Here is a 19900-nt window from a genome sequence, read left to right as displayed (position 1 = left end):
TGCCCACACAGATTGTCTGATAAATTGTTAAAGAGCAGTGCCGCTTCGTTTTTCGCTGCGGCGCGGGGTGTGCATATTACGCTTTCCCGCTGCAGAGTCAAGCATTTATTTTTGCTTTTCTCCGCGAGGTTCTCACCGGAACCCCGCTGACCCGGCGGCTTGCTTGCCGTTGTTCCGTGTCAGTGGAGGCGCATTATAGGGAGTAATTCTGAGGTGACAAGGGGAAATTCAAAAAAACTTTTCGTTCGCTCGATTTTCCACCACAACGCGAGTTTTACGCGCTATTTGCTCGCCATTTGAGCGATTTCCCGAGCAAACCGGGATACCTGTTGCCAGTCGGTATAGACCACCTCTTTCCGGATATCCGTTTCGCCTCCGGTCATTTTCATAATCAGGCGGATCATAAATCGATCGTACCAGCGGTAGCGCGGGTAGCGCAGCGCGCCGGCAAACACCGCGCAGCTCTGCGGCTGCCACGGCGAGTTCAACAGAAACTTACGCGTATAGCTGTTGGTCTGCGGCGTACGCTTCTCGGGTTTACGGGCTACCAGGTTGACCGAGAAGAATGCTCCCGGCAGCGCCTGCAATGATACCAGATGCTTTTTCACAAAGCGGTCTACCGCCGGATGAAAGTGCCCGTAGCGAATCGACGCGCCAATGACCACCCGATCGTAGTGATGCCATTCGACGACATCGGTACGATTCAGGTTCAAGGTATCCGCATCGATGCCCAGCTCTTTTAGCTCGGAGGCCAGAAACGAAGCGATTTCACGGGTCTGCCCGTCGCGGGTGGAGAAGAGTATTAAAGTTTTCACGAGCACTCCTGTTATTCGCGCCAGAAAGTGGGAGTAAAGAGCACCAGTAAGGTGAACACTTCCAGACGACCAAACAGCATATTAGCAATCAGGATCCATTTCGCGACCGGGTTCATGGTGGCAAAGTTGTCCGCGACAACGCCAAGCCCAGGCCCGAGGTTGTTCAACGTCGCCACTACGGAGGCGAAGGCAGAGAAGTCATCCACCCCGGTGGCAATAATCGCCAGCATACTAATGATAAAGACCAGCGCATAGGCGGAGAAGAAACCCCACACAGCTTCAAGAATTCGTTCCGGCAGCGCGCGGTTACCTAACTTGATGCTATACACCGCATTCGGGTGTACCAGACGCTTAAGCTCACGGTTGCCCTGCTTGAACAGCAACAGGATACGGATCACCTTTAAGCCACCGCCCGTGGACCCGGCGCAGCCGCCGATAAATGCGGAGCAGAGCAGCAGCACCGGCAGGAACAACGGCCAGCGCGCAATGCTATCGGTGGTGAACCCCGCGGTGGTCGCCATCGACACCACCTGGAAAAATGCCTGATTCAGCGTCGTCAGCACCGATCCGTACACGTTATGAAGCCATAGCACCAGCGTACAGATGATGACCAGCGTCAACTGGACGCCAATGAACATCCGAAATTCTGGGTCGCGCCAGTACACCTTCAGGCTGCGTCCGCTCAATAATGAAAAATGCAGACCGTAGTTACAGCCAGAGATCAGCAAAAAGATCGCGATGATGGAGTTAATCATCGGGCTATTGAAATAGCCGACGCTGGCATCATGAGTCGAGAAACCACCGATAGCGATGGTGGAAAAGCTATGACCAATCGCATCGAAGGCCGGCATACCGGCAAACCAGAGCGCCAATGCGCAGGCTATCGTCAATAACACATAGATTAGCCACAGCGTCTTCGCCGTCTCGGCGATACGCGGGCGCATCTTGTTGTCTTTCAACGGGCCGGGCATTTCCGCACGGTAGAGCTGCATCCCCCCGACGCCGAGGATAGGCAGAATCGCCACCGCCAGCACAATGATCCCCATACCACCGAACCACTGCAGCATCTGCCGGTAAAAGAGGATTGCATGGGGTAACGAGTCCAGCCCCACCAGCGTGGTCGCCCCGGTCGTCGTCAGGCCGGAAAATGACTCGAAGAAGGCATCCGTCACCGTCAGGTTCGGCTGCTCGGCGAAAATAAAGGGCAAGGCCCCCACGCTCCCCAGCACAGTCCAGAACAGCACCACGATCAGAAACCCTTCGCGGGATTTCAGTTCGCCTTTTTGCTTACGATTCGGCCACCACAGCATGGAGCCAATCGCCAGCGCAACAAAAAAGGTTTGAGTGAAGGCCCGCCCCGCGCCATCGCGATATATCAGGGCCACTAATCCCGGAACGATCATCGTCCCCGAAAATAAGATGACCAACAGTCCAACGATTCGGGTTATGGCGCGAAAATGCATCTCTGGCGCTTCCTTTGATAGGCAAAAAAACAGAGGGGATTATTCGTCAATCTTCAGTAATTGCAATGAACCGCGACTAAAATCAGCCAGTTTTGCTGAAAAAGCCGCCACTTCGGCCCGGGGAAGCGCCACGCGAAGCCGAACCGACGCCAGATATTCGCTTTCGACTACGCGCCCGGAGAATTGGGCAAGCAGCGATTCGACGCCAGCCAGTTGCCCATACTCACATTGCAAAGTATATGCCGTTAGCGGCGTCTTGCGCTGCGTTGTCAACTGCGCCAGCGCCTGATGAACACCGCCGCCATAGGCTTTGACCAGGCCGCCGGTGCCCAGCAGGATACCACCGTAGTAACGCACGACGACAGCGGTTATCTCACCCACACCGCACCCCATCAACTGCGCCAGCATCGGTTTGCCCGCCGTCCCCGCCGGTTCGCCATCGTCAGAAAATCCCAGCTGTTGCGAATCATCAGGCGGCCCGGCGACCCACGCCACGCAGTGGTGACGGGCATCAGGGTGATCCGCTCTGACGGACTCGACAAAGGCTTTAGCCGCCGCCACGCCGTCGGTATGCGCCAACAACGTGATAAAACGGCTTTTTTTAATCTCCTCAACGACGGTAACCGGCGCCGCCGGGATTAACCAGCTTTCCATTACGCCAGCTTCAGATCGCGCGTCATATTTTCAATGCTGTTTTCGTGAACCACCACGTTATCTTCGATACGGATCCCGCCAAACGGTTTCATGGCGTCAATTTTCTGCCAGTTGAAGTGCTTGCTGAACGGGCCTTCACGCCACGGCGCCAGTAACGACTCGATGAAGTAGATGCCGGGTTCAATGGTCAGCACCATGCGCGGCTCGATAATACGGGTGCAGCGCAGATACGGATATTTCGACGGCGCCGCCAGATGCGTACCGGTGTCATCCTGCATAAAGCCAGCAACATCATGTACCTGCAGACCCAGCGGATGGCCAATCCCGTGCGGCATAAACGGCCCGGTCAGGTCATTCTCCACCATCGCCTCTTCGCTCATATCGGAGACTAACTGATGTTTACGCAGCAGCTTTGCGATGCGCTGATGGAACTGGATATGGTAATCAACATAACGGGTCCCGGCCTTCATGGTGCTAATCAGCGCCAGCTGCTCGTCATTAACGTCTTTAATCAGATGGGCAAAGTCGTTGTCGCCGTGTGCCGCCCAGGTTCGCGTCAGATCTGCGGCATAGCCGTTATATTCTGCACCGGCGTCGAGCAGGAAGCTGCGCATCTCCGCCGGGGCGCGATGATCCAGTTTGGTGTAGTGCAGGACAGAAGCATGCTCATTCAGCGCCACGATGTTGCTGTAAGGCACGTCGGTATCACGATGGCCGGTGGCGGTGAGATAGGCCTGGTTGATATCGAATTCGCTCATTCCGGACTGGAACGCTTCATAGGCCGCGCGATGGCCATTGACCGCCGATTTCTGCGCTTCACGCATGCAGGCCAGTTCGTAATCCGTTTTGTAAGCCCGATAGTAGTGCAGGTAATCGATAACCCCTTTCGGGTTGATCTTATCCGCAGCGATACCCAGCCCCAGCGCGCGCTCCGGTACCGGCCCAATATAGCCGATATTACCGCGAGCGGCAGGCAGCTGGCTGCCGATACCATCGGCCTTCGGCAGAGCAATAACGTCAACCTCTTCGGTCCAGAATGAGGTTGGCAGCGGCTCGACGTTGTGCCAGTAATCGACCGGCAGATAGAACCACAGCTTCGGTTTGTTGACGCCATCCACCAGCAGCCAGCAGTTAGGCACCTGGGTCACTGGCACCCAAGCTTTGAACTGCGGGTTGACCTTGAACGGATACGGATGGTCGTCAAGGAAGACGTTAACCAATTCACCGGAGTGAATCAGCAACGCATCCATTTGAAAACGGGTCAGCACGTCACGGGTACGTTCTTGTAGGGTAACAATATGATTTTTATAGAGCGCGGACAGGGATTCCATCTTTCATCCTTTGCTTTTATGGGATCGTGATACTCCGCATCTTAGCACATCACCCTGCGTGCGGGTGATTTCCGCCGGATGTGATCCGACCAGCAATTATTTAAAGAGTAATTTGCAATTCTTTAACATAAATTCCACACTCCGTTTCATCTGGTATGACCAGATCATATTGCTGGATTCAGGAGACTGACATGCTCTACAAAGGCGACACCCTGTACCTCGACTGGCTGGAAGATGGCATCGCCGAACTGGTGTTCGATGCCCCAGGTTCGGTCAACAAGCTTGATACCGCAACCGTAGCCAGCCTCGGTCACGCGCTGGACGTACTGGAAAAACAAAACGATCTCAAAGGCCTGCTGCTGCGCTCTGAAAAAGCGGCTTTTATCGTCGGCGCGGATATCACCGAATTTCTCTCGCTGTTCCTGGTCCCTGAGGAGCAGTTAAGCCAGTGGTTGCATTTTGCTAACAGCGTTTTCAATCGTCTGGAAGATCTTCCCGTCCCGACTATCTCTGCCGTCAATGGTTACGCGCTGGGCGGCGGTTGTGAATGCGTCCTGGCGACCGATTACCGCCTGGCGACGCCGGATCTACGTATCGGTCTGCCGGAAACCAAGCTCGGCATTATGCCAGGCTTCGGCGGTTCCGTGCGTCTGCCGCGCCTGCTCGGCGCCGATAGCGCGCTGGAAATTATTGCCGCCGGAAAAGACGTCGGCGCCGATCAAGCGCTGAAAATCGGCCTGGTGGATGGCGTGGTCGCAGCGGAAAAACTGCGCGATGGCGCGCTGGCGATCCTGCGTCAGGCCATTAATGGCGACCTGGACTGGAAAGCTAAACGTCAGCCGAAACTGGAACCGCTGAAGCTCAGCAAAATTGAAGCCACCATGAGCTTCACGATTGCCAAAGGCATGGTCGCGCAAACTGCCGGGAAACATTACCCGGCGCCGATCACCGCGGTGAAAACCATTGAAGCCGCCGCGCGTCTTGGTCGTGAAGAAGCCCTGGTGCTGGAAAATAAAAGCTTTGTCCCGCTGGCCCATACCAATGAGGCCCGCGCGCTGGTTGGTATCTTCCTGAACGACCAGTACGTCAAAGCGAAAGCGAAAAAGTTGACCAAAGATGTCGAGACGCCGAAGCATGCTGCTGTCCTGGGCGCTGGCATTATGGGCGGCGGTATCGCATATCAGTCGGCCTGGAAAGGCGTGCCGGTGGTGATGAAAGACATTAGCGACAAATCGCTGACCCTTGGCATGACCGAAGCGGCGAAGCTGCTGAACAAGCAACTGGAACGCGGAAAAATCGACGGTCTGAAACTGGCCGGGGTGATTAGCACCATTCAGCCAACCCTGGAATACAGCGGTTTTGATCGCGTCGACGTGGTTGTTGAAGCGGTGGTGGAAAACCCGAAAGTGAAGAAAGCGGTGCTGGCCGAAACAGAGGCAAAAGTACGCCCAGATACCGTGCTGGCGTCTAACACCTCTACAATCCCCATCAGCGAACTGGCAAGCGTGCTGCAGCGCCCGGAAAACTTCTGCGGTATGCACTTCTTTAACCCGGTGCATCGCATGCCGCTGGTTGAAGTGATCCGCGGCGAAAAAACCTCGGATAAGACCATCGCCACAGTTGTGGCCTGGGCCAGCAAAATGGGCAAGACGCCAATCGTGGTGAATGATTGTCCCGGCTTCTTCGTCAACCGCGTGCTGTTCCCCTACTTCGCCGGCTTTAGCCAGCTGCTGCGTGACGGGGCGGATTTCCGCAAAGTCGACAAAGTGATGGAAAAACAGTTTGGCTGGCCGATGGGCCCGGCTTATCTGCTGGACGTGGTCGGCATCGATACCGCCCACCATGCCCAGGCCGTCATGGCGGCGGGCTTCCCGCAGCGGATGCAGAAAGATTATCGCGACGCAATCGACGCCCTGTTTGACGCCAACCGTTTCGGCCAGAAGAATGGCCTCGGCTTCTGGCGTTATAAAGAAGACAGTAAAGGCAAGCCGAAGAAAGAAGAAGATGCCGCAGTCGACAGCCTGCTGGCCGACGTCAGCCAGCCGAAGCGCGATTTCAGCGATGAAGAGATTATCGCTCGCATGATGATCCCGATGGTTAACGAAGTCGTCCGCTGCCTGGAAGAAGGCATTATCGCCAGCCCGGCGGAAGCGGATATGGCGCTGGTATACGGCCTGGGCTTCCCTCCGTTCCACGGCGGCGCATTCCGCTGGCTGGACACCATTGGCAGCGCGAAGTATCTCGATATGGCACAGCAATACCAGCACCTTGGCCCGCTGTATGACGTGCCAGCCGGTCTGCGTGACAAAGCGCGCCATAACGAAGCGTATTATCCCCAGGTAGAGCCAGCCCGTCCGGTTGGCGCTCTGAAAACGGCTTAAGGAGTCACAATGGAACAGGTTGTCATTGTCGATGCAATTCGCACCCCGATGGGCCGTTCAAAGGGCGGCGCCTTTCGCAACGTGCGTGCGGAAGATCTCTCCGCGCACCTGATGCGTAGCCTGCTTTCGCGTAACCCATCGCTTGAGGCGAGCGCGATTGACGATATTTACTGGGGCTGCGTGCAACAAACGCTGGAGCAGGGTTTCAACATTGCGCGTAACGCCGCGCTGCTGGCAGAAATCCCGCACTCGGTACCGGCGACGACGGTTAACCGCCTTTGCGGTTCCTCCATGCAGGCGCTGCACGATGCGGCCCGTATGATCATGACCGGCGATGCCAGCGTCTGCCTGATTGGCGGCGTCGAGCACATGGGTCATGTGCCAATGAGCCACGGTGTTGATTTCCATCCGGGCCTCAGCCGTAATGTGGCGAAAGCCGCCGGCATGATGGGGCTGACCGCGGAAATGCTGGCGCGTCTACACGGCATCAGCCGCGAAATGCAGGATCAGTTCGCCGCACGCTCTCACACTCGCGCCTGGGCGGCGACGCAATCAGGCGCCTTCAAAGCCGAGATTATCCCGACCGGTGGCCACGATGCCGATGGCGTACTGAAGTCTTTTAACTATGACGAAGTGATCCGCCCGGAAACCACCGTCGAAGCGCTGGCGGCGCTGAGACCGGCATTTGATCCGGTGACCGGTACGGTAACGGCGGGTACCTCTTCCGCCCTTTCCGACGGCGCGGCGGCGATGCTGCTGATGAGCGAAAGCCGCGCCCGCGAGCTGGGGCTGAAGCCACGCGCCCGCGTCCGTTCGATGGCGGTGGTCGGCTGCGACCCGTCAATTATGGGTTATGGCCCGGTTCCGGCCTCAAAGCTGGCGCTGAAAAAAGCGGGCTTATCCACCAGCGATATTGACGTCTTTGAAATGAATGAAGCGTTTGCCGCGCAGATCCTTCCGTGTATTAAAGATCTGGGCTTGATGGAGCAGATTGACGAGAAGATCAACCTCAACGGCGGCGCGATCGCGCTCGGACATCCGCTGGGCTGCTCCGGGGCGCGCATTAGCACCACGTTGATCAATCAGATGGAACGCAAAGACGCGCAGTTCGGTCTGGCGACCATGTGTATCGGTTTAGGTCAGGGTATTGCCACTGTGTTTGAGCGGATTTAATCGAAGGGTTATCTCAACGCCATTGCGACCAGAAACAGGCTGCAATGGCGAAGAGAGCAGGTTTAGTTGCCGTTCTTCCCGCCTGTCAGGGGCGGGTTTTTTCTTTTCAGATAAAGGCAAACGCATCGCCAAACAGGCGATCTTCGCGCGCGCCGCGTTCGTTGCAGAACAGGTCGCGGGCAATCTTGGCCATCTCAAAACGACCGGCAATGTAAATATCATGCTCGGCCAGCGTACCGTAATCCTGCAGCACGGCGGTGAGTACCGTACCGGAGCGACCACGCCACCCTTCTTCCGGTTGCTCTACCACCGGCTCGATGCGCAGATTCGGATGCTTGATGCTTAACGCTTCCAGCTCGGCCAGATCGTACAGATGCTTAGCCTCGCGGCCGCCCCAATAAATGGCGATATCGCGATCCGGGTTACGCGCCAGCGCGGTTAACAGAATAGAACGCACATAAGAGAAACCGGTGCCGCCGGCGATCAGAATCAGCGGACGATCTTCGTCATCGCGCAGCCACGCTTCGCCATGCGGAATATCAACCTCAATTTCACGCTCTTTCAGAATGCGATCCATGACCGCCATCGCATACAGATTGAGTTCAGAAGCACCGATATGTAGCTCGATAAACTCGTGTTCCGACGGCGTGGAAGCCATAGAGAACGGACGCTTGTCGCGCTCGTCCATTACCACCATCAGATACTGGCCAGCGCGGAAAGAGAATGCCGCTTCCGGTACTAATCGAACGCGATACACGGTATCGGTAATCGCCTCCACTGAGGTCACTTTACAGCTTAAGGTTGTCATGCGTCCCCTCTGTCGGGTCTATAGAGCAAAACAGCGGCGTTAGCCCCGCTTACTGTTATTTAAAGATGGCCAGTTCATCCCAGATGGCGTCGATGCGCGCCGTCACCTGAGGATCTTTTTTGATTGGACGACCCCATTCACGCTGGGTTTCGCCAGGCCATTTATTCGTGGCATCCAGCCCCATTTTTGAACCCAGGCCGGAAACCGGCGAGGCAAAATCCAGATAATCTATTGGCGTATTTTCTACCAGTACCGTATCACGAGCCGGGTCCATACGGGTAGTGATCGCCCAAATCACATCGTTCCAGTCGCGTGCGTTGACATCGTCATCGCAAACGATCACGAATTTGGTATACATGAACTGGCGCAGGAACGACCAGACGCCCATCATCACGCGCTTGGCATGACCCGCATACTGTTTTTTCATCGTCACCACCGCCAGGCGGTAGGAACACCCTTCCGGCGGCAGATAGAAGTCGACGATTTCCGGGAACTGCTTTTGCAGAATGGGCACAAAGACTTCGTTCAGCGCCACGCCCAGCACCGCAGGTTCATCCGGCGGACGACCGGTATAGGTCGAATGATAAATCGCGTCTTCGCGCTGGGTAATGTGGGTTACCGTAAACACCGGGAAGCTATCCACTTCATTGTAGTAGCCAGTATGATCGCCATACGGGCCTTCCGGCGCCATCTCACCGGCCTCAATGTAACCTTCGAGCACAATTTCCGCGCTGGCTGGCACTTCAAGGTCATTGGAAACGCACTTCACCACTTCGGTCTTGGTGCCGCGCAGCAAGCCTGCGAAAGCATATTCCGACAGCGTATCGGGCACCGGCGTCACCGCGCCAAGAATGGTCGCCGGATCGGCGCCAAGCGCCACGGAAACCGGGAAGCGCTCGCCGGGATGCGCCGCGCACCACTCCTGGAAATCGAGCGCGCCGCCGCGGTGGGAAAGCCAGCGCATGATGAGTTTATTTTTGCCGATCAGCTGCTGGCGATAAATACCCAGATTTTGCCGCTCTTTGTGTGGACCACGGGTTACCGTCAGCCCCCAGGTGATCAGCGGCGCGGCATCTTCCGGCCAGCAGGTCATAATCGGGATTTTGTTGAGATCGACGTCATCGCCCTGGATGATTTTTTGCTGGCAGGGCGCGCCGCGCAGGCGTTTGGTCGGCATATTCAGCACTTGCTTGAACTGCGGCAGCTTATCAAACAGATCGCGGAAGCCTTTTGGCGGTTCCGGCTCTTTCAGAAAAGCTAACAGCTTACCCACCTCGCGCAGCGAACTGACCTCTTCCTGCCCCATCCCCAAAGCCACGCGACGCGGCGTACCGAACAGGTTGCACAGCACCGGCATGGTATAGCCTTTCGGATTTTCAAACAGCAGCGCCGGGCCACCGGCGCGAAGGGTCCGGTCGGCAATTTCGGTGATTTCCAGGTGAGGATCGACCGGCAGAGTGATACGTTTTAGTTCGCCCTGTTGTTCCAGGAGTGTCAGAAAGTCGCGAAGATCGTGGTATTTCATGAAAGTGTTATAGACCTCTCTACAGGCGGCTAATTATACGGTGTTCGACGGCGCGATGCTGTAATTTTGTTAAATTAGCGTGAAAGAACGCTGAAATTTGGATTTCAATTATAATGGCTTTCGCGATTACACCAGCCATTTGTTATGCTTGCCGTTATTAGAAGTGGAATGAGTCATTATGCAAGCCTGGTACTTACTGTATTGCAAACGTGGGCAGCTACAACGAGCCCAGGAACATCTTGAACGTCAGTCAGTTAACTGCCTGATGCCGACGATTGCGCTGGAAAAAATCATTCGCGGTAAACGCACCATGGTCAGCGAACCGCTGTTCCCGAACTACCTGTTTATTGAGTTCGATCCAGAGGTGATTCATACCACTACCATCAGCGCCACCCGCGGGGTTAACAACTTCGTGCGCTTTGGCGCCCTGCCCGCTGTCGTTCCCTCGGCGGTGATTCATCAGCTCTCTATCTACAAACCAGAAGGCATCACCGATCCGGAGACGCCGCATGAGGGCGATAGCGTGCTAATCACCGACGGCGCGTTCGAGGGCTTACAGGCTATCTTCACCGAGCCGGACGGTGAAGCACGTTCTATGTTGCTGTTAAACCTGCTGAATAAGCAAGTCCTGCAGAGCGTTAAAAATACCGACTTCCAGAAAATCTAAACGTCGTTAACGTCGATGCCAAACAGCGTCCTGACGTTTGCGTCCGTTTGCGCCTCCAGCCATTGTGCCTCTTCGCCCCGCCAGGTCGCGACGCTGGCCAGGATATGCGGCAAATACGCGGGCTCGTTACGCCGCGAGGCCGGTTTCGGTTTGAGGTCGCGCGGCAACAGATAAGGCGCATCAGTCTCCAGCAGCAGACGTTCCGCCGGGATCGCCGGCAGCAGCTCGCGCAGCTCCAGTCCCCGCCGCTCATCGCATACCCAACCGGTAATACCGATAAACAGGCCCAGATCCAGACATTCCTGCACCTCGCTGCGGCTGCCGGTAAAGCAGTGCAGCACCGCGCCCGGGATCTTCTCAAGCCAGGGTTTAAGCAGCGCCAGAAACCGGTCGTGGGCGTCGCGGCAGTGTAAAAACACCGGCATCGACAGCTCAGCGGCCAGCGCCAACTGGGCGCTGAACGCTGCCTCCTGCTCCTGCGGCGTGGAGAAATTACGGTTGAAATCCAGACCGCACTCACCTATCGCCACCACCTGCGGCTCGCGGGCGAGGGTATAAATCGCCTCGGCGACCGCTGGCGTCCAGCTGCTGCCGTCATGGGGATGAACCCCCGCCGTGGACCAGCAGCCGGAATAATGGCTCGCCAGTTTCTGCGCCTGCTGGCTCTCCGGCAAATTTGTGCCGGTCAGCAGCATGCCGTGAACCCCCGCCGCCTGGGCGCGGGCCACCACCTCATCACGGTCGCGGGAAAACTGCGAACTGGTCAGATTAACGCCGATATCAAACATGATCGCTCCCATATGACAACCGCCCTGACGGGCGGTTGGCGGTATTACTCTTCTCTGTGCTCTGCGGCTTCAGCTTCGGCCGCGGCATCGTCATCACGCGTCTGGCGCTTCCCGGTGTAGAAGCGGGCGAAGAACACGCCTACTTCAAACAGACAGTACATCGGAATGGCCAGCAGCGTCTGCGAGAATACGTCCGGCGGCGTCAGCAGCATGCCCACCACGAAGGCGCCCACCAGCACATACGGCCGTTTTTTGCGCAGTTCTTCCGGCGTGGTAACGCCCATCCAGCAGAGCAGCACAATGGCGACCGGTACCTCAAAAGAGACCCCGAACGCCATAAACAGCGCCATCACGAAGTCGAGATAGCTGCGGATATCGGTCGAGACCAGCACCCCCTCCGGAGCAGCATGGGTCAGGAAGCCGAACGCCAGCGGAAACACGACAAAATAAGCGAAAGCCATGCCGATATAGAACAGCAGCGTACTGGAGACCAGTAAGGGCACCACCAGCCGGCGCTCGTGCTTATACAGCGCCGGCGCGACGAAGGCCCATACCTGATAAAGAATAATCGGCACTGACAGGATCACCGACACCATGAAGGTCAGCTTTATCGGCGTAAAGAAAGGTGAAGCGACATCAGTGGCGATCATCGTCGCGCCCACCGGCATCTTGCTGATAAGCGGAGCCGAGACCAGCTGATAGATATCATTGGCGAAATAGACCAGCGCCAGGAAGATCACCAGGATAGCAATGATGCTGTTGAGCAGACGCTTGCGCAGCTCAATCAGATGCGAAATTAACGGTTGAGTATCGTCTACGCCCATGTTTACGGTTTATCACTCGATGCGGGGGAAGAATGCGGAGCTGCCGCAGTCGCGGGGGTTTTCTCTGCCGGAAGGTCAGCCGGTGAAGCGGGTTGCTCATCGACAACTGGCTCCGGCGCATGAGCCGGAGCGCTAGCCTGATGCTCTGCCGTCGCCGGCGTGACGTCCTGCCGTTGCGCTTCGCTGCCTTTCACCACCGGATTATGGATGGTATTGGCTTCGTCGCTGGCCTTTTCAGGATCGTGGGCGCTATAGGAACGCTTCATCGACTCTGCGGCCTCGCGCAGTTCATCCATGGAGGCTTTCAGCTCCGGCGTCAGGTTGTTCAGGCTGGCCTTTTCCACCTTTTTGAGGCTCTCCTGGAACTCCTGCAGTTTTAGCTCCTGGGCCAGCTCATTTTGTACCGTGGTCGCCAGCGACCGTAGCGTACGGATCCAGCCAACTACCGTTTTAACCGCTACGGGGAGCCGCTGTGGCCCCAGAACAATGAGGCCAATAACAAACACCAGCAGTAGTTCACTAAAACCAATATCGAACACGAGTTACACCTGCTCTTTGTCGTGGCGTTTTGTCTCGTCTTTTTTTGCATCATCCTGTTTATCGGCGATGGTTTTCGCCGTGAAATCTGCGTCTGGCGCCGACTTTTCGGGTTTATCATCATCACTCATGGCTTTTTTAAAGCCTTTGATCGATGCCCCTAAGTCTGACCCCAGTGAGCTCAGCTTCTTCGTCCCAAAAAGCAGAACTACGATGACGACAACAATTAATAACTGCCAAATACTGATACCACCCATACACGTTCCCCTATGACAGATGATGATTTGTGTGGACGCATTATACACGCCATCCTGCAAGCCGCCTCTTCGTCAGGCGACTGGCATGATTTTGCGCAAATTAGCCTGCGTCATGAAGAGGCGAACCGATCAGTGGGTTTTCCGCCAGCCAATCAGCCAGGTGACGATACCGCCGGCCATCAGCCAGCCGGGCATCATTCCCCACTCAGGGCGATGGATAAAGAGCAGCGTACCACTGAGCAATAAAACCGCGCCTATACCAAACAGATAACGGGACTGCCCCTGGCGGACATGACGCACATGCATATCCCGCACGATGGTATCGACGCTGGTCTGCAGCTGTTTGCTCTGCTGCAGGCTCTGATACACCAGCTCAGGTATTTCGGGCATTCTTTCGATCCAGAACGGCGCTTTGTCTTTAAACGCGCGCACCAGCGCCGGAATGCCGACCTGATCTTTGATCCACGACTCGAGGAAAGGCTTCGCCGTTTTCCACAAGTCTAACTGAGGATAGAGCTGCCGGCCTACCCCTTCTACGTAAAGTAATGTCTTCTGCAGCAAAACGAGCTGCGGCTGGACTTCCATATTGAAGCGCCGCGCAGTGTTGAACAGGTTAAGCAGCACGTGACCGAAGGAGATCTCCGCCAGCGGCTTCTCAAAGATCGGCTCGCAAACCGTGCGGATCGCGAACTCAAACTCTTCGACGTTGGTATCGGGCGGTACCCAACCGGAGTCCACGTGCAGCTCGGCCACCTTACGATAATCGCGGTTGAAGAAGGCGATAAAGTTTTCCGCCAGATAGCGCTTATCTTCTTTGTTCAGCGAGCCGACAATACCGCAGTCGATGCCGATATACTGCGGATCTTCCGGGTGCTCGTAGCTAACGAATATGTTGCCAGGGTGCATATCGGCATGGAAAAAGCTGTCGCGGAACACCTGGGTAAAGAAGACCTGCACGCCCCGCTCCGCCAGCAGCTGCATATTGGTCCCCTGGGCCTCCAGCGCCTCCACGTCGGACACCGGGATACCGTAGATGCGCTCCATCACCATCATGCTTTCGCTGCAGTAATCGGGGTAAACCTCCGGCACATACAGCATCGGGCTGTCTTCGAAATTACGCCGTAGCTGAATGGCGTTGGCGGATTCCCGCAACAGGTTCAGCTCGTCCAGCAGCGTTTTTTCATACTCGCGGACCACCTCCTGCGGACGCAAACGACGGCCGTCAGGCAGCAGACGAGGCACCCAGCGCGCCAGGCGGTAGATGAGCTTCATGTCCGCTTTAATGATCGGCAAAATATCCGGGCGGATAACCTTGATAACCACCTCTTTGCCATTCTCTTTCAGACGCGCGGTATGCACCTGGGCGATGGACGCCGAGGCTAACGGCTCTACGGAGAAATCATCAAACCAGGCTTCCACCGGCAGGCCACCCATCGCTTTCTCTATCTGCTGCTGCGCGAGCTTTCCTTCAAAGGGAGCCACGCGGTCCTGCAACAGCGCCAGCTGATCGGCGATTTGCGGCGGGAAGAGATCCCGCCGCGTGGAAAGCATCTGGCCAAATTTAATCCACACCGGCCCCAGCTCCTGAAGCGCCAGGCGGAGACGGGTGCCAAGAGGTTGGTCTTGATGACGATTTGGCATCCAGAACAGCATCCGCCGCCAGATACGCAGCGGCAGCGTGAGACGAATTTTGGGGATGAGCTCATCGAGCCCGTAGCTCAAAAAGGTGTGGATGATGAAATACAGGCGCCGTAATTCTCCTGGCGTCATTTGCCCTCCAGCGTTTCCAGCCGTTTTTCCAGTGCGGCCAGCGCGCGTTCAATAGCCGTCGTTTCTTCCGCAAACCATGCCAGCTCCAGCGGCCCAGGCGCCAGTCGCCACTCTTCAGTGATCGCTTCCGCGACATAGCGCTGCTGGCGCTGCGCACCCTTCAGTAGAAACTGAGCGCCGCCGCCGAGGGCTTTGCCGACACCTTCAGCCACGATATCGCCGGTATAAGGCGCCAGCAATTCAGCGGGATCGAACTCCGCCAGATCGCACAGGGAGACCATGTTCTGCACCACTTGCAGATCGCCCTGCACTTCCAGATCGCCGCTACGAATAAGCGCCGTGAGCTGCTGACGATTACGCAGTTTGGGCAGCACGCTGAGCCGGGTAATCACAGTGCAGTCGGCCTCACCCTCCCAGGCACTCAGGACATCTATCTGGCGTTCGCTGAACGCCAGTACGATCGGGGTGGAAAAGTCCTGCAGTTGAACTCGCAATACCTTACCCAGCAGGCGCTGACGGGCGGGTTTTAGCGCCTTGTCGCGCCAGAGAAAAGTATTCAGCGCCGTTTCAATGCCAGCGGTCACCAGGGGTGTGAAAGGCATAGCGTCCCTCCTGTCAGAACTTGTAACCGCGATGCAAGGCAACGATACCCGCCGTCAGGTTGTGATAGTCGACACTTTCAAAACCGGCATCCTGCATCATCCCTTTCAGGGTTTCCTGATCCGGGTGCATACGGATAGATTCTGCCAGATAGCGATAGCTGTCGCCGTCTTTTGCCACCAGTTCCCCCACCTTCGGCAGGATATGGAAGGAGTAAGCGTCGTAGGCTTTGCTGAGCGGTTCGATAATCGGTTTAGAAAACTCCAGCACCAGCAGACGTCCGCCCGGCTTCAGCACGCGGTACATCGAACGCAGCGCTTTTTCTTTATCGGTCACGTTACGCAGACCGAAAGAGATGGTGATGCAGTCGAAGGTGTTATCAGCAAACGGCAGGGCTTCCGCGTTGGCCTGAACATACTCAACGTTACCCACGATGCCGATATTGCGCAGCTTTTCGCGGCCCATTTTGAGCATGGAATCATTGATATCAGCAAGCATGACGCGACCGGTTTCCCCTACCAGACGGGAGAACTTGGCCGTCAAATCGCCGGTCCCCCCCGCCAGATCCAGCACGGTCTGCCCGCGACGTACGCCGCTGCAGTCGATGGTGAAACGCTTCCACAAACGATGGATACCGAACGACATCAAGTCGTTCATCACATCATACTTTGCCGCGACAGAATGGAATACATGCGCCACCATGTCCTGTTTCTGCTCTTTAGCGACCGTCTGAAAGCCAAAGTGCGTCGTTTCTTGTGAATCCTCAACCATCTCTATGCCTGCTTGCTTTTCAAGAAAATGTTCACTGAGTGTATCAGATTCAGCGCATTTCCCATACGTTTCAGCGTGGCGGAGCCGCCTCCCGATTATGCAACGCCTCGGCAGAGTCGGGTGAAAATGCGTCATTTTCCGGGAGGTTATCCTCCTCTTCGAGACGATATTCATCGTCCTGGGCAGTGGCTTGTTCGACTAAATCAGGATTTATCCCGCGCTTCACCTCCACCCCCAGGCCGCGAAAGGCCTCCGCCTGGGCCAGCAGATTCCCGCGCCCGGAAGCGAGCTTTTTCATCGCCTGGCGATAGTTCTCTTGCGCCTTATCCAGACTCTGGCCGATGGCGGACATATCATCCACAAACAGGCGCATTTTGTCGTAAAGGCGCCCCGCCCGCTCGGCGATCTTCTGCGCGTTGCGGCTCTGGTGCTCATAGCGCCACAGATTGGCGATAGTACGCAGGGCTACCAGCAGCGTCGTCGGGCTGACCAGCATGATATTATTTTGCAACGCCTCGCTGATGAGTTCGGGCTGACGGTCGATGGCCAGCAGGAAAGCCGGCTCGACGGGAATAAACATCAGCACGTAGTCAAGAGATCGCAGGCCCGGCAGCTGTTGATAATCCTTGCGTCCCAACAGGCGAATATGGTTTCGCACCGAGGCAAGATGTTCCTGCAGCGCGACTTCGCGGGTGTAGTCGTCTTCGGCGTTGAAATAGCGTTCATAGGCGACCAGGGTCATTTTGGCATCGATAACGACGTCTTTGCCCTGCGGCAGGCGCACGATAACGTCCGGCTGCATCCGCGAGCGGTTGTCGGTCTCGATGCTAACCTGAGTCTGGTACTCATAGCCTTCGCGCAGGCCGGAGGCCTCCAGCACGCGGGTTAAAACGACTTCCCCCCAGTTGCCCTGGGTTTTGTTATCACCCTTCAGCGCTTTGGTCAGGTTCAGCGCCTCCTGCGCCATCTGCGCGTTCAGCTGCTGCAGATTGCGGATCTCATGCGCCAGGGTGTGCCTTTCCCGCGCCTCCTGGCCAAAGCTCTCCTGCACCTGGCGACGGAACCCATCGAGCTGTTCGCGCAGCGGGGTCAGCAGGCCATGCAGGCTCTGGCGATTTTGCTCATCGACGCGCCGGTTGCTGTGTTCGAAAATGCGGTTGGCGAGGTTTTCAAACTGCTCGCTCAGGCGCTGCTCGCTGTTAACCATCTGACGGATCTTATCTTCCGCATGCAGTTGGGTGGATTCGAGCCGGGTGGTGACTTCACGCAGATCAGCCTCCAGCGAGGTATTGATATCCCGCAGACTGCGCAGCTCATTGTTCAGCAGCTCGCACTCCTCACGCCAGTGGGCCTCCTGCACCAGCTGCTGACGGGCGGCGCTCAGCTCAATATCCAGCTCTCGCCGCTCCTCGATCAGATCGGCCCGGATTTGGTCGGCGCGCGCTTTGGTTGCCAGCCAGCCGACCATTAACCCGGCAGCCAGTGCGATAACCGCGCTGATAATGATTGAGAGATCCACGACGCCCCCTGCGATAACCTGATGGCACAAAATAGAATTGTGCTGTACAAACGTCCAGTTTAAAAGGAATTTCCTGCGAGGAGCGACGCAAAAAAGAAAGGCCGGAGGATCCGGCCTGAAAGAGAAGGTGTTGAATTACAGCAGACGGCGCGCCGCTTCCACGACGATTTTGACCGCGTGGCTTTCGGTTTGCTTCATGGTTTCGGCGTTAGGGATCTCTTGCTGGGTACGGTTAACGATAACCCCAGCTACCATCCCGGCACGCAGGCCCTGGCTCGCGCACATGGTCAGCAGCGTGGCGGATTCCATTTCATAGTTCATCACGCCCATTGCCTGCCACTCTTCCATTGAGCCCTTGAAGCGGCTCACCACGCGGCCGGAGAAGGTGTCGTAACGCTCCTGGCCTGGGTAGAAGGTATCCGAAGAGGCGGTCACGCCGATATGGGTGGTGGCACCAATAGATTTCGCCGCTTCCACCAGCGCGGTGGTGCAGGCGAAGTCTGCGACGGCCGGGAACTCCATCGGCGCAAAGTGCAGGCTGGCGCCGTCCAGGCGAACGGAAGCGGTCGTGACCAGCACATCGCCAACGTTAATGTGCGGTTGAATCGCGCCGGTGGTGCCGATACGCAGGAAGGTACGCACGCCCAGCTGCGCCAGCTCTTCCACGGCGATAGAAGTCGACGGGCCGCCGATGCCGGTAGAACAGACGATCACCGGTTTGCCGTCCAGCTCCGCGCGCCAGGAGGTAAATTCGCGGTGGGATGCCAGCTTAACCGGCTTATCCATCAGCGCGGCGATCTTTTCCACACGCTCCGGATCGCCAGGGACGATAGCCAGCGTAGCCCCTTGTAAATCGTTCTTGGTGAGGCCGAGATGAAAAACATCAGACTTGGACATAAAAAACTCCTCTGTGGGTCGAATTATCAGCAGAAGCAAAACGGTACTGTACCGAAGCCCCTGGCATCTTTTTGTGATGATAGTCACCAAGACCAATAATGATTGCAGTTGTTTTTCAGTAAATAGTGATACACATCACATTAACAAGTTATATTCATCGTCACAGAACAAAAGATAGCCGCTTTCAGGCACTGTGCTTTATTACCGCCCGCACTAAAGGCAAAGGGTCTATAGTTACTGATGCGCTAATAAATAAGGGTACGGAGAATACCATGACCACCACCAAACAACCTGGATTCGCACCTGCTGCTTCACCACACGCCGCCACCGCCGTTCATACGCCGGAAGAGCATATTATCGCCGGAGAGACGTCTATTCCCTCCCAAGGTGAAAACATGCCGGCCTACCACGCCCGCCCGAAAAATGCCGACGGTCCGCTGCCGATCGTTATCGTGGTACAGGAAATTTTCGGCGTGCATGAACATATTCGCGATCTTTGTCGCCGCCTGGCGCAGGAAGGCTATCTGGCTATTGCGCCTGAATTGTACTTCCGTCAGGGCGATCCGAATGAGTACCACGATATCCCGACCCTGTTCAAAGAGCTGGTTACCAAGGTGCCGGACGCGCAGGTGCTGGCGGATCTCGACCATGTCGCCAGCTGGGCGGCGCGCCACGGCGGCGATGCCCATCGTCTGCTAATCACCGGCTTCTGCTGGGGCGGACGCATTACCTGGCTGTATGCCGCGCATAACCCGCAGCTGAAGGCAGGCGTGGCCTGGTACGGCAAGCTGGTGGGAGAAAAATCGCTGAATTCACCGAAGCATCCGGTAGATATCGCTGTCGATCTCAACGCCCCGGTACTTGGTCTGTACGGCGCTAGAGACGCCAGTATTCCACAGGACACCATCGAGACCATGCGTCAGGCGCTGCGGGCGGCGAATGCCACAGCGGAAATCGTGGTCTATCCCGAAGCCGATCATGCCTTTAACGCCGACTATCGCGCCAGCTACCATGAAGAGTCAGCCAAAGACGGCTGGCAGCGAATGCTCGCGTGGTTTGCCCAGTATGGCGGTAAAAAAGGATAATCACCCGATGCAAAAAAAGGAGGCAAATGCCTCCT

The 19900-nt window shown here is 56.6% G+C and carries 19 protein-coding genes; 4 read left to right on the top strand and 15 right to left on the bottom strand.

Going from position 1 to position 19900, the window contains the following annotated elements:
- Window positions 1–281: 281 nt before the first annotated feature.
- Genes hemG through pepQ form a run of 4 tightly spaced genes read right to left on the bottom strand, consistent with a single transcriptional unit; the run spans window position 282 to window position 4263 of the window.
- The gene (gene hemG / locus CWM53_RS16885) at window positions 282–815 is read right to left on the bottom strand and encodes a menaquinone-dependent protoporphyrinogen IX dehydrogenase (RefSeq protein WP_074387397.1); all 534 of its coding nucleotides are present in this window, start codon (window positions 813–815) and stop codon (window positions 282–284) included.
- Between the two features lie 11 nt (window positions 816–826).
- Window positions 827–2278 (bottom strand): Trk system potassium transporter TrkH, encoded by a 1452-nt coding sequence (gene trkH, locus CWM53_RS16880; RefSeq protein ID WP_061156164.1) that lies wholly within the window; start codon window positions 2276–2278, stop codon window positions 827–829.
- A gap of 39 nt (window positions 2279–2317) precedes the next feature.
- Window positions 2318–2932: an IMPACT family protein gene (locus CWM53_RS16875; RefSeq protein WP_074387398.1), complete on the bottom strand. Its 615-nt coding sequence runs from the start codon at window positions 2930–2932 to the stop codon at window positions 2318–2320.
- A complete protein-coding gene (gene pepQ, locus CWM53_RS16870; RefSeq protein ID WP_016160083.1) occupies window positions 2932–4263 on the bottom strand; it encodes a Xaa-Pro dipeptidase in 1332 nt (443 codons plus the stop codon). Before pepQ ends, CWM53_RS16875 begins: the two co-directional genes overlap by 1 nt.
- A gap of 191 nt (window positions 4264–4454) precedes the next feature.
- Here pepQ and fadB point away from each other — a divergent pair, with 191 nt between their 5' ends.
- Both fadB and fadA read left to right on the top strand, forming a co-directional pair.
- Entirely contained in the window at window positions 4455–6644 is a 2190-nt protein-coding gene (fadB, locus tag CWM53_RS16860) for a fatty acid oxidation complex subunit alpha FadB (RefSeq protein WP_100730497.1), read from the top strand.
- 9 nt (window positions 6645–6653) lie between these two features.
- A complete protein-coding gene (fadA, locus tag CWM53_RS16855; protein WP_100730498.1) occupies window positions 6654–7817 on the top strand; it encodes an acetyl-CoA C-acyltransferase FadA in 1164 nt (387 codons plus the stop codon).
- A gap of 106 nt (window positions 7818–7923) precedes the next feature.
- Here the strand turns inward: fadA and fre are convergent, their stop codons facing one another.
- Together fre and ubiD are read right to left on the bottom strand one after the other, a co-directional pair.
- Window positions 7924–8625 carry an NAD(P)H-flavin reductase gene (gene fre / locus CWM53_RS16850; protein WP_008807928.1) on the bottom strand — a complete coding sequence of 234 codons (702 nt, stop codon included), beginning with the start codon at window positions 8623–8625 and terminating at the stop codon, window positions 7924–7926.
- A 55-nt stretch (window positions 8626–8680) separates the two neighbouring features.
- Window positions 8681–10150, bottom strand: a complete 1470-nt coding sequence (gene ubiD, locus CWM53_RS16845; protein ID WP_074387399.1) for a 4-hydroxy-3-polyprenylbenzoate decarboxylase — start codon at window positions 10148–10150, stop codon at window positions 8681–8683.
- Window positions 10151–10328: 178 nt separating this feature from the next.
- Between ubiD and rfaH the strand changes: the two genes are divergently transcribed.
- The gene (gene rfaH / locus CWM53_RS16840) at window positions 10329–10817 is read left to right on the top strand and encodes a transcription/translation regulatory transformer protein RfaH (protein ID WP_008807930.1); all 489 of its coding nucleotides are present in this window, start codon (window positions 10329–10331) and stop codon (window positions 10815–10817) included.
- Here rfaH and tatD read toward each other — a convergent pair.
- The 9 genes from tatD to udp all read right to left on the bottom strand — a co-directional run bounded on the left by tatD (window position 10814) and on the right by udp (window position 18780).
- Window positions 10814–11617, bottom strand: a complete 804-nt coding sequence (tatD, locus tag CWM53_RS16835) for a 3'-5' ssDNA/RNA exonuclease TatD (protein WP_165785094.1) — start codon at window positions 11615–11617, stop codon at window positions 10814–10816. The genes rfaH and tatD overlap by 4 nt on opposite strands.
- Window positions 11618–11649: 32 nt before the next feature.
- Window positions 11650–12429 carry a Sec-independent protein translocase subunit TatC gene (gene tatC / locus CWM53_RS16830; RefSeq protein ID WP_074387401.1) on the bottom strand — a complete coding sequence of 260 codons (780 nt, stop codon included), beginning with the start codon at window positions 12427–12429 and terminating at the stop codon, window positions 11650–11652.
- Between the two features lie 2 nt (window positions 12430–12431).
- Complete coding sequence (gene tatB / locus CWM53_RS16825) at window positions 12432–12968, bottom strand: Sec-independent protein translocase protein TatB (RefSeq protein WP_074387402.1); 537 nt, start codon at window positions 12966–12968, stop codon at window positions 12432–12434.
- 3 nt (window positions 12969–12971) lie between these two features.
- Window positions 12972–13223 (bottom strand): Sec-independent protein translocase subunit TatA, encoded by a 252-nt coding sequence (tatA, locus tag CWM53_RS16820; protein ID WP_002883425.1) that lies wholly within the window; start codon window positions 13221–13223, stop codon window positions 12972–12974.
- 129 nt (window positions 13224–13352) lie between these two features.
- Window positions 13353–14993, bottom strand: coding sequence for a ubiquinone biosynthesis regulatory protein kinase UbiB (ubiB, locus tag CWM53_RS16815; protein ID WP_061156174.1), 1641 nt, complete (start codon window positions 14991–14993; stop codon window positions 13353–13355).
- Window positions 14990–15595: a ubiquinone biosynthesis protein UbiJ gene (gene ubiJ / locus CWM53_RS16810; protein WP_100730500.1), complete on the bottom strand. Its 606-nt coding sequence runs from the start codon at window positions 15593–15595 to the stop codon at window positions 14990–14992. The genes ubiB and ubiJ overlap by 4 nt, the downstream gene beginning before the upstream one ends.
- A 13-nt stretch (window positions 15596–15608) precedes the next feature.
- Window positions 15609–16364: a bifunctional demethylmenaquinone methyltransferase/2-methoxy-6-polyprenyl-1,4-benzoquinol methylase UbiE gene (gene ubiE, locus CWM53_RS16805; RefSeq protein WP_008807935.1), complete on the bottom strand. Its 756-nt coding sequence runs from the start codon at window positions 16362–16364 to the stop codon at window positions 15609–15611.
- A gap of 70 nt (window positions 16365–16434) precedes the next feature.
- Entirely contained in the window at window positions 16435–17883 is a 1449-nt protein-coding gene (rmuC, locus tag CWM53_RS16800; RefSeq protein ID WP_074387403.1) for a DNA recombination protein RmuC, read from the bottom strand.
- Window positions 17884–18018: 135 nt separating this feature from the next.
- Window positions 18019–18780 carry a uridine phosphorylase gene (gene udp, locus CWM53_RS16795; protein WP_002883419.1) on the bottom strand — a complete coding sequence of 254 codons (762 nt, stop codon included), beginning with the start codon at window positions 18778–18780 and terminating at the stop codon, window positions 18019–18021.
- A gap of 272 nt (window positions 18781–19052) precedes the next feature.
- Here udp and CWM53_RS16790 point away from each other — a divergent pair, with 272 nt between their 5' ends.
- Window positions 19053–19865, top strand: a complete 813-nt coding sequence (locus CWM53_RS16790) for a dienelactone hydrolase family protein (RefSeq protein WP_074387404.1) — start codon at window positions 19053–19055, stop codon at window positions 19863–19865.
- Window positions 19866–19900: the final 35 nt, after the last annotated feature.

The sequence above is a fragment of the Klebsiella sp. A-Nf5 genome, assembly GCF_002810545.1.
Taxonomy (GTDB): Bacteria; Pseudomonadota; Gammaproteobacteria; order Enterobacterales; family Enterobacteriaceae; genus Klebsiella; species Klebsiella variicola.
The sequence above is the reverse complement of the archived record's forward strand: the minus strand, read 5'-3'. Positions and strand labels throughout refer to the sequence as shown.